This is a genomic window from Aggregatibacter kilianii (genome assembly GCF_003129965.1).
GTDB classification, from domain to species: Bacteria; Pseudomonadota; Gammaproteobacteria; order Enterobacterales; family Pasteurellaceae; genus Aggregatibacter; species Aggregatibacter kilianii_A.
Genome location: NZ_NRCJ01000001.1, coordinates 282,454 through 294,830 on the forward strand (window position 1 = coordinate 282,454; position 12,377 = coordinate 294,830).

Consider the following 12,377-nt stretch of genomic DNA (forward strand, 5'->3'; position numbering starts at 1 on the left):
CCATAAAAATCCGCTTTACTGTATATTAGAACAGTATTATACTGACAAACATACAGTAAAGAGGATTGTTTATGTTAACCCAACTCACTATCAATAATTTTGCTATCGTACGCCACTTAAACATTGAATTAATGCAAGGTATGTCGGTCATTACCGGCGAAACCGGTGCCGGCAAATCCATTGCCATCGACGCATTGGGTGTGTGTTTAGGGCAACGCACGGAAGCCTCTATGTTACGCGAAGGTCAGGATCGCGCCGACATTTGCGCCACCTTCCACATCAATAAAAGCAATCCCGCCTATCAATTTCTGCTGGAACAGGAATTACAGGATCAGGACAATCCCGAAGAATGTATTTTACGCCGCATCATAAATCATGACGGACGTTCCAAAGGGTTTATTAACGGCATTCCCGTCTCTGCCGCGCAACTCAAAGAAATCGGGCAACACCTGATTCAAATCAGCGGACAACACGCCTCACAATTGTTATTAAAAAACGAGTATCAACTACAACTGGTCGATAGTTTCTGCCATCATCCCGCACTTTTACAGCAAATGCAGGCGGATTATCAAAGTTGGCGCGATCTGCAACAGCAAGTGAAAACTTTCCAACAAAAATGCGCGGAAAATGAAGCCAGAAAACAACTCTTACAATACCAAGTGAGCGAATTGGATGAATTCAATCTGAAACCCGATGAATATGCGGAACTGGAGGCGGATCACAGCCGTTTGTCCAACAGCGAAGCATTGACGCAATTGTCTCAATCGGTGTTACAACTGTTAAGCGAAAATGAAACGGTCAGCGTGGACTCCCTACTCTATCGCGCCACCCAACATTTAGACGAGCTTTGTGAGTTGGATAACCGTTACGCAGACGTGCAGAGCTTGTTAAACGAAGCATTGATTCAAGTACAGGAAGCCACCAATGAAATCCAAGCGCTAAGCAGTAATATCGAACAGGATCCGGCATTATTGGCGGATATTGAACAACGGATGGGGCTGGCGGTGCAACTGGCGCACAAGCACAATGTGAAGCCGCAGGAGTTGGTGGCTTTTCATCATCAATTAAAAGCGGAATTAAACGAATTGGTGGATTTTTCCGGCAGTGAAGAAGCTCTCATCAAACTGGCGCAAGCGGCACATGAAAAAATGCTCGCCACCGCTACCGCACTTCACCAAAGTCGGCAATTAGGCGCACAAAAACTGGCGCAACAGGTCACAAAATCCATTAAGCAACTTGCCATGGAACACGCGGAATTCTTTATTACACTAAATACGGATTATGACAAAATCGGTTCCAACGGCGCGGATTTCATCACTTTCACGCTACAAAGTAACCTAGGACAGACACCACAACCGCTTGCCAAAATCGCTTCCGGCGGTGAACTTTCCCGTATTGCGTTGGCAATTCAGGTGCAAGCCTCCAACCAAACGGCGATTCCAACCTTAATCTTCGATGAAATTGATGTGGGGATCAGCGGTGCAACCGCCAACGTAGTCGGAAAATTATTAAGAAAACTGAGCGAAAAATGCCAAGTAATTTGTGTCACCCATTTGCCGCAGGTTGCCTGCCATGGGACACATCATTTTTCCGTGGAAAAATCTACAGTGGAAAATAAAACGGAGACAAAAATGACCGTACTTTCTCCGTCACAACGAGTGAAAGCCCTCGCGAAATTGCTGGGCGGCAGCAAAATCACCGATACCGTCCTTGCCAACGCACAAGAAATGTTAGACGCGGCGGCTTAATTTCAGAGAAATGCCTTAAAGTGCGGTAAAAAATTCGGGTATTTTGATCAGAGAAATAAATTGATAAGCAGTTTTTTTGTGCTTTTCTGTTTAAAGCCAGTATAATTAGGCACTTTCTTTGAGCTTAAATTGAGTCTGTTAAATGCCCATAAACTTTACCCAAATTATTCGAGACAGCTGGAATTTTATCCGAAATGAAAAGCGCATGGTGATTACCCTTTCCCTGCTTTTTTTCGTGGCGAATTTTTGTATTGCGCTTTTTACTTCTTCACTTCTGCCGGAAGAAACCATCACCATAACCATGGATAGCAACGGTATGCCAAACATTCCGGAGGAAATGGTAAGCGGTTTAATCGGCGCATTTACGATTAAGCAGTTGGGTTATATCTTCCTTTCGGCGTGGTTTGTCGTGATTATTCACCAAATCAGTCAGCGCCGTTTTATGGGGTTATCCGACTGTTTTCTTGCCGCATTAAAACGTATTATTGGCGTAACTATCCTATTTGTGGCAATTTTGATTCCCATGCTGATCGGTCTGCTTGAGTCTCTGATCGCAGTACAACAAAAAACCGAACCTTCCATCATTTCCGTCCTTGCCATTATTTTCGGCATAGGCTTATATGTGCGTTTATGTTTAAGCCCGATCCATTATTTGCTGACCAACGCCTCCATTGGTAGCAGTCTGCAAACCGTTTTGCGTGCCGGCAGCGAGCGGGCTTCACAGCTATTCATTTTATGCCTGCTGATTTATGTCGTGTTGCCCATGGGCGAAGCTTTTTTATTGCGCCTTTCCGCCAATATTTTTATGTCGATTCTGATGGGCATGTTCGATGCCTTTCTCAATGTTTTTGCGCTGATTATTATTTATCGTTTTTACACCCTATTTGTTCCGAGAGATGAAAACTGATGAAACAACTCCTTGAATTTATTCCGTTAATTTTATTTTTTGCCGTATATAAGCTGGTGGGAATTCGCGAAGCGGCAATAACGCTGGTCGTTGCCACTATCGTGCAATTTATTATTTTGAAAGTAAAATACGGCAAAATCGAAACCCAGCAAAAATTTGTTGCGGGCGCCGTGGTTTTCTTCGGTACGCTCACCGCCTACTTTAACGATCTTGAATTTTTAAAATGGAAAGTCACGATTATCTATGCGCTTTTTGCATTAGTGTTACTCATCGCACAATTCGGCTTCAAAAAATTGCTGATTAAACAATTGCTCGGCAAAGAAATCGAATTGCCGGAAGCCGCATGGAAAAATTTGAACCTCGGCTGGAGCGGCTTCTTCATTTTATGTATGCTGGTAAACATTTATATCAGCCAATACCTCTCCGATGATATTTGGGTTGATTTTAAATCTTTCGGCATTATCGGCATGACGTTTGTTGCCACCATTGTTAGCGGCATTTATATTTATCGCTATTTACCTAAAAACGAACAGGAACAAACAAAGGAATAAACTATGGCACATCAATCAGTTGATCCAAGAAACGCGCAACCGCACGGTACTTTATTGTTAAGAACCCTGGCTATGCCTTCCGATACTAATGCCAACGGAGATATTTTCGGTGGTTGGATTATGTCCCAAATGGATATGGGCGGTGCGATTCTCGCCAAAGAAATCGCCCACGGGCGTGTGGTCACCGTGGCAGTAGAAAGTATGAACTTCATCCGCCCGGTCACTGTCGGAGATGTTGTATGCTGTTACGGACGCTGTTTGCATGTGGGACGCAGTTCCCTCAAAATCAAAGTGGAAGTCTGGGTGAAAAAAGTCGCCAGCGAACCTATCGGCGAACGTTATTGCGTTACCGAGGCGGTGTTTACCTTTGTCGCCGTGAATAACGAAGGCAAATCCAGAGCCATCCCTCGCGAAAACAATCACGAATTGGATAACGCCTTGGCACAAATTCAAGCGAATCAAACGGAGAAATAAAATGTATTATGTCATTTTTGCGCAAGATAAACCGAATACGCTGGCACAACGTTTGAGCGTACGTGAGCAACATCTTGCCCGTTTAACACAATTACAATCGGAAGGTCGTCTGCTCACCGCCGGTCCGAATCCGGCAATTGACGATGAAAATCCGGGCGAAGCGGGTTTTACCGGTTCCACGGTTATCGCTCAATTTGCCAGCCTGCAAGCGGCAAAAGACTGGGCGGCGCAAGATCCTTATGTGGAAGCCGGCGTCTATGGCGATGTCATCGTCAAACCGTTTAAAAAGGTGTTTTGATTTTCAAGAAAGATTGACTATCAATTTTTAACTAATTTTCCAAAGGCGGATTCACACTCCGCCTTTCCCATATTCAAAGCAGGAAAATGACTATGCGATTTTTGAAACAAACCTCCATTTCACTGTTAATTTTGACCGCACTTTCCGCCACCGCCTTTGCCAATCAGCACAAGGATCGCCACGGGCACAAGGCGAATGCGGCATATGAACACGCAAAATGGGCACAACAACAGCACAGTTCGGAACTGAATCTGCTCAAACAGCGTGCGACCTTTCTTCAACTGGAAAGCCTGCTAAAAAGTGCGGTCAAAAATAACGGCGTTTCTACCAACCAAGCCGTGTTCCTGAAATTAATTGAAGATCTGAAAGATTATCCGTTGCAAGAAGACGCCATAGCGGCATATTTTGACGCGCGGATTAAGAGCACGAATCTTGAGACACCGAAAGACGAAGTGAAGGTGCTAAAACAGGAAATCGAACAATTTATCAAACAGCACCCAACACATTTTCTTCGGGAAAAATTAGCGCAAAGCATTTTCACTTTGTTAACAAATGTCGACGATCTTGAGGACTTGGTGAACTATTCACAAACCGTTAAGCCGAAAACCCTAGAAATGCAGCTTGCCGTGCTGAATGCGGAATATCAGCTGGCGCGTCAGCGTAACGAGGCGAATAAAAACCCCAATGCCAATCCTGACGAAATGCCGAAGATCCTCGCCCGTTACGAACAGCTTTGGTTAAACAACGGCGAGTTACCGAATGATGCGCAGTTATGGGCTAAATGGTATTCCGACGGCGGCAGAACAGCAGCGAAAATTTATCAAAAAGCCGAAAATCTCTTTACTAAAAACGATGAAAAAGGCTTGGCGTTATTGGCGACGGAATTAAACAAAGTAGATGGCGCCAAAGAAGATGAAATGGTTGCTGCGCGCTTACAACAGCTACAAAAATTACTCAAAAATCCGGCCGGTTTACCGGAATTAGCGGGAAGATTGCCGCTCATGGAAAATAACAAAATCACCATGAAATTCGCCGTGCTGCAAAGTTTCGCCCGTTATTTGCGCACATTGCCGGAAAATATGAAAGAGCCCGGCTTTGCTTCTTATGCGCAGTGGGCGAAAGATTGGCAACTGAACGAGGCGGAAATCCGTGAGTGGAAAATGGCTTTTCTCGGGCGATTCTTTGATAACGAAAGCCCGTTATTCCAGCAATGGCGCGATGTGGAAATTGCTAAACTTAACGCCGATAACCTGACCGAGCGCCGTTTGCGCATGGCAATCTGGCAAAAAACCGAGCTAACACCGTGGCTTAATGCCCTTTCGGCGGAAGGTAAGCAAAAACAGGAATGGCGTTATTGGATAGCCAAAAACATGGAAAAAAGCGATAGCAAAAAAACGCGCGAAATGTTGACCGCACTTTCTCAGGAGCGCGGCTTTTATCCCATGTTAGCGGCGGCAAAACTGGATCCGAAAAACCGTGGCAGCGGTTACGACTTCGGACAACCTGAATTACTGATGGCGCCAAGCATCACCGATGAATATTGGATTGAGACCTACAAAAAACTAAAACCCGCACTGGATGAAATTGCCGAATTACGCCAACTGGATCGCCTCGGTGCAGCAAAACAACGTTGGCGTTTTTTATTGGAAAATCAGTCCGGCGAGGAAAAAAAATGGAAACAAGTCGCCTTGAGCCAATATGCCAATCAACAAAATTGGTTTGATTTAGGCGTGGACGGCTCCATTATGGCAAAAGCCTTTGATTATATTCAGCTGCGCCTGCCAAATGCCTATAGCGATTATTTTGATATTGCGCTTAGCCCACGATTTATCGGTAATAAACCGCAGGCAATGGTAAACAACAACGTGACCAAAACGTTTGCCATGGCAATCGCCCGCCAGGAAAGCGCATGGAATCCGCAGGCGCAATCTTCCGCCAATGCACGCGGTTTAATGCAGCTTTTGCCAAGCACTGCAAAAGCCACGGCAACCAACGCCAACCTACCTTATACGGGTGAGGCGGATTTATTTAAGCCGCTGAATAACATTTTGCTTGGCACGGCACATTTGGCGGAGCTTAACGCCAAATACCCGAATAATCGCATTTTGATTGCCTCCGCTTATAACGCCGGCGCTCACCGCGTAGAAAAATGGCTGGCACGTGCCAACGGCAAACTGGCAATGGACGAATTTGTGGCGTCCATTCCGTTCTATGAAACCCGTGGCTATGTGCAGAATGTGCTGACCTATGATTTTTATTATCAAATCCTGCAAGAAAAAGAAGAACCACAAACCTTTAGCAATGAGGAGTTTGATCGGCTATACTAGGCGAACTAGTTTAATAGTATAGGATTGTTAATATGTACATTAGTCGCAATTTAGAACAATGGAACGCCTTTCTCGACATGCTGAAAACGGCGTTTGAACAAGGTAAAGCACAGGATGTATTAACCTTATTATTAACGCCTGATGAACGCGATGCCCTCGGTCTTCGCCTCCAAATCGTCGCCCAATTACTCAATAAAAATCTGCCGCAACGGGAAATTCAGCAAAATCTGAACACCAGCGCGGCAACCATCACACGGGGTTCCAATATGTTAAAAACCATGGATCCCGCTTTCGTTGATTGGATAAAAACACAACTCGATGAGCAAGAAAAAAACCGTTAAGTTTCCTTTCAAGGGGCTAAATCTGCGCAACTTCAGATTGCGCAGATTTCCTTTTTTTAGGCACATCTCGGGCAAAAGTGCGGTGCGTTTTTTATATCGTTTTCTGCTTGCCACGGTTGTTATCACTTTCGCCTTTCGTTTTATCCCCATTCCCTATTCCACTTATATGTTGGAACAGAAAGTATCCCATCTGCTGTCCGGCGATTTCGACTACCAAACCCGTTACGACTGGGTGAGTCTGGATGAGATTTCCTGGCATATGCAACTTGCGGTGATTGCTGCCGAAGATCAAAATTTTCCCGAACATTACGGCTTTGATTTCAGTGCCATCCAAAAGGCTTTCGTACATAATCAAAAAAGCAAGCGTACCCGTGGTGCATCCACCATTTCCCAACAAACCGCCAAAAATCTTTATTTATGGCATGGGCAAAGCTGGGTAAGAAAAGCCATTGAAGTGCCAACGACCTTGATGCTGGAAACCTTATGGTCAAAAAAACGCATTTTAGAAGTGTATTTAAACATTGCCGAGTTTGGTGATGGTATTTACGGCGTAGAAGCCGCCAGCCGTTTTTATTTCAAAAAGGCGGCAAAAAATTTATCGCAAAATGAAGCCGCACTTTTAGCTGCCGTTCTGCCCAATCCGATTATTTACAAAGTTAACGCCCCAAGCACTTATACCAAACGCAGACAATTTTGGATTCAACGCCAAATGAATCAACTGGGGAAATCTTACTTAGAAAATATCAATTAATCGGTATTTATTTAAAAATACAAAATAAATAAATGACTTAAAAAATCGCCAATCACGTCTTATTCGGTTAATAAATCCGCCATTTTCTTGAAAAACATATCAAACTAAGGTAACTTCTTTGCCTCTTGTCTATCTTTTATTTTTTAATGATTTATCTATTTTGGGGAGTATTCACATTGATTCGGCGCATTCAAACATTTTTCCAATCCGAAGCGGCAGGCGGCGTATTATTATTAATTTTTGCCTTAATGGCGATAATCCTCGCCAACACCTTATTAAGCCAACATTATTTCAACTTTCTTGACACACCGGTCAGTATTCAATTCGGCGCATTCAGCATTGCCAAGCCTTTACTCATGTGGGTTAATGATGGCTTCATGGCGGTCTTCTTTGTTTTAGTGGGCATGGAAGTAAAACGCGAAATGTTGGAAGGTTCTCTCTCAAGCTATCAACAAGCCATATTCCCGGCCATTGCGGCGATTGGCGGCATGGTGGTGCCTGCCTTAATCTATTTCCTGATTGCGCAAGACACCCCGGAAATCCATTCCGGCTGGTCGATTCCCATGGCAACCGACATCGCCTTTGCAGTGGGCATCGTTGCCTTGTTAGGTAAGCGTGTACCGCTTCCACTGAAAGTCTTCCTACTGGCATTAGCCATTATTGACGACCTTGGCGCCATTATCGTGATCGCTATTTTCTACTCCCACGAGCTCAGTACGCCGGCATTAATTATGGCGACCATCACAATCAGTATCCTTGTTGCCATGAACCGCTTCAAAGTAGGGGCGTTGTGTGCTTACATGGTCGTCGGTTTGGTTCTCTGGGCTTCCGTATTAAAATCCGGCGTACACGCCACCCTTGCCGGCGTAATTATCGGCTTTTGCATTCCAATGCGGGATCGCAACGGCGAAAGCCCATTGCACCAGTTTGAACACATTCTGGCACCTTGGTGCGCCTACCTCATTCTGCCGTTATTCGCCTTCTCCAATGCCGGCGTTTCCTTGGAAAACGTAGGCTTATCCAGCCTCAACTCCCCGCTCACTCTCGGTATTGCGTTAGGCTTAATCGTCGGCAAACCGTTAGGCGTATTCCTGTTCAGTTACGTATCGGTGAAATTACGCCTCGCGAAGTTACCGCAAGGTGTCAACTTCGCCCAGATTTTCGCCATCGCCGTGCTCTGCGGTATCGGTTTCACCATGTCCATGTTCCTTGCCGGATTGGCTTTCGGCGAAACCGCACATAACAGCTTCGACACGCTATCACGATTAGGCATTCTACTCGGCTCAGGCGTATCGGCGATTATCGGTTATGGATTGTTAAGAAAAACAACATCGAATTAATATTATCTACAAAGAAAGCCTTGCAAATCAGCAAGGCTTTTAATTATTTACGGCAAACATTCTCACAAGGAATGCCGTCTTTATCACGATCTAATCGCCCTTCTCCGCAAACATTAAGATGATATTTTGCTTCTGAGCAAGAACGCATTTCCTTGCAATACTTCTGTTCGCCGCAACTCAATTTCTCATAATTTACTCTTGTCTTAGCCATAGTGCCTTGCGTCAAACCAAGTGCGGTCAAAATAAAAAGTATTTTCCGTATAATAATTCCTCAGATAAGATTTTTTATGGATGAAAATAAAATACAACCCGTTTAAATTAGCAAAAGCTACAAATATGATATAGATAAATCAATGAAGAGCGAAATTTTAAAAAGATTATAAAAGAAAAAACCTAGCGTTTACGCTAGGTTTTATTTTTGGTGCTCTGGGCGAGACTTGAACTCGCACGACCTACGGTCACTACCCCCTCAAGATAGCGTGTCTACCAATTCCACCACCAGAGCTTAATTTGATAAATTTTATTGAGGAATATCGCTGTTTTTCGTATCCAAGGCTGCAGGCGCTTGTTGTTGCTGTTGCTGCTGAATTTGTTCCGCCGTGCCGGATAAATCATCAAACGCACCTTGTTTGACGTTGTTTTTGTGTGAGTTGATGTTGCCGATAACGATACTGATAATAAAGAAGACAGTTGCTAAAATCGCGGTGGTTCTGGACAGGAAGTTACCTGCACCGGCAGAGCCGAACACCGTACCGGACGCGCCACCGCCGAAAGATGCGCCTGCATCTGCGCCTTTACCCTGTTGTAACAGAATAAATGCGATAAGGGCAATGGAAACGACCAAATAAATGATTAACAAAGCTGAGTACATTTTATCTTCTCTGATTTAGCAAATTCTAATGAAAAATAACGGCGCAGATATTAGCGGATATCTTGGCGTTCCGCAAGTCGTTTTGTGTATTTTTAGGTTGTTTGGTGCAAATTCGATCAGCAAAAAACATGTCAAAAAAGCACCGCACTTTTCGCCGCCGTTAACTTTTCTTCGCTCTCGGCGCTTTCTTTTTCACGCCGGGATTATGCCGACTGAGCTCGCGCAAAGCGGAAAAATTAATGTAATGCAACAATTCCGGCAGCAGCTCCGTCAGATTTTGCATAAATTGCTGATAACTCGCCTGTTTGCGGCTAATACCGTCCAGTTGCGACTCCCAATGCGCGGTCATGTCCGGTTGGGTTGCCACATCAGGCAAGGCGTTAATCAAAATGCGTCCTGCTTCGGTACTGTGAATATTGCGCCCTTTTTTATACAGAAACCCGCGTTTAAACAGCAATTCGATGATTCCCGCGCGGGTAGCTTCGGTGCCTAAGCCATCCGTTTCTCGCAGGATTTTTTTTAGCTCTTTATCCTGCACGAAGCGGGCAATACCCGTCATGGCGGAAAGCAACGTAGCATCGGTGAAAGGCTTCGGCGGCTGTGTTTTTTTGCTGATAATTTCGCCTTTTTCACAATGCAACATTTGCCCTTTTTTCACCGTTGGCAACAGCGCGTCCTGCTGTTCATCATCACTGTCTTCTTTGCCCCAAAGTTGCTTCCAGCCTGCAATTTGCAAATTGCGTGCCTGCGCCACAAAAGTACCACCGGCAATGTTCAAGGTGATTTTGCATTTGCGATATTCCGCATCCGGACAAAATTGCATGAGGTATTGGCGGGCGATGAGGAAATAAATATTTTGTTCCGCCGGGTTCAAACTCACGGCGCGATTTTTTGCCGTCGGAATAATGGCGTGATGCGCCTCCACTTTTTTATCGTTCCAGCAGCGATTTTTTTGTTCCGGATCGATAATCTCCGGCAGCGGTTGAAATTGCGTCAAATGGGTGGAAATAGCATTCATCACCGCCATTCGGTCGGCGAAATGCTCTTTCGGCAAATAACGACAGTCGGAACGCGGGTACGTGATCAGTTTGTGGGTTTCATACAGGCGTTGGCAGGTATCCAACACTTCCTGCGCGGACATGCCGAAGCGCTTGGCGGCGTCAATTTGCAGAGCGGACAAGGAATAAGGCAAGGGCGCCGTTTCTTTTTCCCGTTTATCCGAATAATCGGTGACTTCCGCCGGTTGGTCGGTAATGCGCTTCACCACATTTTCCGCTAGCGCGCGGGATAGCACGCGGCCGTCGTCGTCCTGATAATCTTCGCAGGCTTTGCTCGGCTGCCATAAGGCAGAAAAAAGTGCGGTCGTTTTTTCCGGTGTTTTTTCGTCTTTCGGATCGCGTACCCAAGCCAGCACTTCAAAAAAATCTTTCGGTTGGAAGTTTTCGATTTCCAAATCACGACGTACGATTAACCCGAGCACCGGCGTTTGCACGCGCCCCACGGAAAGCACGCCGTCATAACCCGCCTGCCTGCCACGAATGGTATAAGCGCGGGTCATGTTAATGCCGTATAACCAATCGGCACGGGCACGGGCTAAAGCGGAAGTCGCGAGCGGCACGAAATCGCGATTGGGCTGCAATTTTTTGATGGCTTTTTCCACCGCACTTGGGTTCAAATCGCTGATGAGACAACGCTGAATGGCATTGCGTTTTTCCGGCGATAAATTGAGATAACTGAACACTTCGTCCACTAGCAGCTGCCCTTCACGATCGGGGTCGCCGGCGTTGACCAGAATATCTGCCTGTTGCACTAGTTTTTCGACGGTTTTCAGCTGTTTATGGGTTTCTTTTTTCGGAATGAGTTGCCATTTTTGCGGCACGATGGGCAGGTCGTCCAATCGCCATTGCTTGAAACGCGCGTCATAGGCATCGGGCTCCGCCTGTTCCAGCAGATGCCCTACGCACCAGGTCACGCAGTCGTTATCGCCGCATTTGATGAAGCCGTCACCCCGTTGGTGCGGTTTCGGTAATACATCGGCGATGGCGCGCCCGAGACTCGGTTTTTCCGCTATAAACAGTCGCATAGATGAGCAAGAGAGAAATGTTGTGGGGGAATCAGCCGATTTCGCGGCGACCTAAGAAGGAATGGGTCAGCGTGGTGCCGTCCACCATTTCCAACTCGCCGCCCACCGGAATGCCATGGGCAATGCGGCTGACTTTGACGTGCTGTTGCAGGCAAAGCTCTGCGATGTAATTTGCGGTGGCGTCGCCTTCCACCGTTGGATTGGTGGCAAGAATTACTTCCTTGAAGGATTCCGTTTGCAGGCGTTTTTGCAGTAAATCCAAGCCGATTTCACGCGGGCCAATACCGTCCAGCGGTGACAAATGCCCCATCAGCACGAAATAACGGCCGGAAAATTGTCCCGTTTGCTCGATAGCGAGAATATCCGCCGGCATTTCCACCACGCAAAGCAAGCCTGAATTTTGGCGACGCGGATTGCTGCAAATGTTGCACACGTCTTCTTCGGTAAAGGTGCGGCAATGTTCGCAATGCCCGATTTTCGACATCGCCTCCGTCAGCCCTTGCGCCAAACGCATACCGCCACTACGGTTGCGTTGCAATAAATGATACGCCATGCGTTGCGCGGATTTCGGGCCGACACCCGGCAATACGCGTAAACTTTCGATCAAATTTTCTAACAAGGGACTGGTTTGCATAAGGAGCTCGATAGATTTAGCAAAAAAATAAACCGCACTTTGTCAATAAAGT

The 12,377-nt window shown here is 45.9% G+C and carries 13 protein-coding genes and 1 tRNA gene; 9 read left to right on the forward strand and 5 right to left on the reverse strand.

Translation table 11 applies throughout. The features are described 5' to 3' along the window. Positions 1 to 71 precede the first annotated feature (71 nt). The 9 genes from recN to nhaA all read left to right on the forward strand — a co-directional run bounded on the left by recN (position 72) and on the right by nhaA (position 8,737). Positions 72 to 1,748, forward strand: a complete 1,677-nt coding sequence (gene recN / locus DK430_RS01235; RefSeq protein ID WP_109077299.1) for a DNA repair protein RecN — start codon at positions 72 to 74, stop codon at positions 1,746 to 1,748. Positions 1,749 to 1,890: 142 nt separating this feature from the next. Continuing rightward, on the forward strand, positions 1,891 to 2,655 hold the full coding sequence (locus DK430_RS01240; protein ID WP_109077300.1) for a beta-methylgalactoside transporter: 765 nt from the start codon (positions 1,891 to 1,893) through the stop codon (positions 2,653 to 2,655). Further along, a complete protein-coding gene (locus DK430_RS01245) occupies positions 2,655 to 3,206 on the forward strand; it encodes a septation protein A (RefSeq protein WP_109077301.1) in 552 nt (183 codons plus the stop codon). The genes DK430_RS01240 and DK430_RS01245 overlap by 1 nt, the downstream gene beginning before the upstream one ends. A 3-nt stretch (positions 3,207 to 3,209) precedes the next feature. Next, positions 3,210 to 3,680 carry an acyl-CoA thioester hydrolase YciA gene (gene yciA, locus DK430_RS01250; protein ID WP_109077302.1) on the forward strand — a complete coding sequence of 157 codons (471 nt, stop codon included), beginning with the start codon at positions 3,210 to 3,212 and terminating at the stop codon, positions 3,678 to 3,680. A 1-nt stretch (position 3,681) separates the two neighbouring features. Then, positions 3,682 to 3,978: a YciI family protein gene (locus DK430_RS01255; protein WP_109077303.1), complete on the forward strand. Its 297-nt coding sequence runs from the start codon at positions 3,682 to 3,684 to the stop codon at positions 3,976 to 3,978. A gap of 92 nt (positions 3,979 to 4,070) precedes the next feature. Further along, a complete protein-coding gene (locus tag DK430_RS01260; RefSeq protein ID WP_109077304.1) occupies positions 4,071 to 6,305 on the forward strand; it encodes a transglycosylase SLT domain-containing protein in 2,235 nt (744 codons plus the stop codon). Positions 6,306 to 6,337: 32 nt separating this feature from the next. After that, positions 6,338 to 6,646, forward strand: coding sequence for a trp operon repressor (trpR, locus tag DK430_RS01265; protein WP_109077305.1), 309 nt, complete (start codon positions 6,338 to 6,340; stop codon positions 6,644 to 6,646). Then, positions 6,624 to 7,397 (forward strand): monofunctional biosynthetic peptidoglycan transglycosylase, encoded by a 774-nt coding sequence (gene mtgA, locus DK430_RS01270; RefSeq protein WP_109077306.1) that lies wholly within the window; start codon positions 6,624 to 6,626, stop codon positions 7,395 to 7,397. The genes trpR and mtgA overlap by 23 nt, the downstream gene beginning before the upstream one ends. A 176-nt stretch (positions 7,398 to 7,573) precedes the next feature. Then, positions 7,574 to 8,737 carry a Na+/H+ antiporter NhaA gene (nhaA, locus tag DK430_RS01275; RefSeq protein ID WP_109077341.1) on the forward strand — a complete coding sequence of 388 codons (1,164 nt, stop codon included), beginning with the start codon at positions 7,574 to 7,576 and terminating at the stop codon, positions 8,735 to 8,737. Between the two features lie 43 nt (positions 8,738 to 8,780). On the opposite strand, the gene DK430_RS01280 is transcribed toward nhaA, so the two are convergent. From DK430_RS01280 to recR, 5 genes are all read right to left on the reverse strand, one after another. Beyond that, positions 8,781 to 8,948: an excalibur calcium-binding domain-containing protein gene (locus DK430_RS01280; protein WP_109077307.1), complete on the reverse strand. Its 168-nt coding sequence runs from the start codon at positions 8,946 to 8,948 to the stop codon at positions 8,781 to 8,783. Positions 8,949 to 9,156: 208 nt separating this feature from the next. Beyond that, a tRNA-Leu gene (locus tag DK430_RS01285) sits at positions 9,157 to 9,242 on the reverse strand. A 15-nt stretch (positions 9,243 to 9,257) separates the two neighbouring features. Continuing rightward, a complete protein-coding gene (secG, locus tag DK430_RS01290) occupies positions 9,258 to 9,608 on the reverse strand; it encodes a preprotein translocase subunit SecG (RefSeq protein ID WP_109077308.1) in 351 nt (116 codons plus the stop codon). Positions 9,609 to 9,768: 160 nt separating this feature from the next. Continuing rightward, the gene (locus tag DK430_RS01295) at positions 9,769 to 11,691 is read right to left on the reverse strand and encodes a DNA topoisomerase III (protein WP_109077309.1); all 1,923 of its coding nucleotides are present in this window, start codon (positions 11,689 to 11,691) and stop codon (positions 9,769 to 9,771) included. A gap of 31 nt (positions 11,692 to 11,722) precedes the next feature. Continuing rightward, positions 11,723 to 12,325, reverse strand: coding sequence for a recombination mediator RecR (gene recR, locus DK430_RS01300; RefSeq protein ID WP_109077310.1), 603 nt, complete (start codon positions 12,323 to 12,325; stop codon positions 11,723 to 11,725). Positions 12,326 to 12,377 lie beyond the last annotated feature (52 nt).

What these genes read in the sequence shown, in the direction of transcription:
- DK430_RS01255 (WP_109077303.1), top strand. Translation starts at nt 3,682, where the DNA reads ATGTATTATGTCATTTTTGCGCAAGATAAACCGAATACGCTGGCACAA.
- recR (WP_109077310.1), bottom strand. Translation starts at nt 12,325, where the DNA reads ATGCAAACCAGTCCCTTGTTAGAAAATTTGATCGAAAGTTTACGCGTA.
- DK430_RS01245 (WP_109077301.1), top strand. Translation starts at nt 2,655, where the DNA reads ATGAAACAACTCCTTGAATTTATTCCGTTAATTTTATTTTTTGCCGTA.
- yciA (WP_109077302.1), top strand. Translation starts at nt 3,210, where the DNA reads ATGGCACATCAATCAGTTGATCCAAGAAACGCGCAACCGCACGGTACT.
- DK430_RS01295 (WP_109077309.1), bottom strand. Translation starts at nt 11,691, where the DNA reads ATGCGACTGTTTATAGCGGAAAAACCGAGTCTCGGGCGCGCCATCGCC.
- DK430_RS01280 (WP_109077307.1), bottom strand. Translation starts at nt 8,948, where the DNA reads ATGGCTAAGACAAGAGTAAATTATGAGAAATTGAGTTGCGGCGAACAG.
- secG (WP_109077308.1), bottom strand. Translation starts at nt 9,608, where the DNA reads ATGTACTCAGCTTTGTTAATCATTTATTTGGTCGTTTCCATTGCCCTT.
- DK430_RS01240 (WP_109077300.1), top strand. Translation starts at nt 1,891, where the DNA reads ATGCCCATAAACTTTACCCAAATTATTCGAGACAGCTGGAATTTTATC.
- trpR (WP_109077305.1), top strand. Translation starts at nt 6,338, where the DNA reads ATGTACATTAGTCGCAATTTAGAACAATGGAACGCCTTTCTCGACATG.
- mtgA (WP_109077306.1), top strand. Translation starts at nt 6,624, where the DNA reads ATGAGCAAGAAAAAAACCGTTAAGTTTCCTTTCAAGGGGCTAAATCTG.
- recN (WP_109077299.1), top strand. Translation starts at nt 72, where the DNA reads ATGTTAACCCAACTCACTATCAATAATTTTGCTATCGTACGCCACTTA.
- DK430_RS01260 (WP_109077304.1), top strand. Translation starts at nt 4,071, where the DNA reads ATGCGATTTTTGAAACAAACCTCCATTTCACTGTTAATTTTGACCGCA.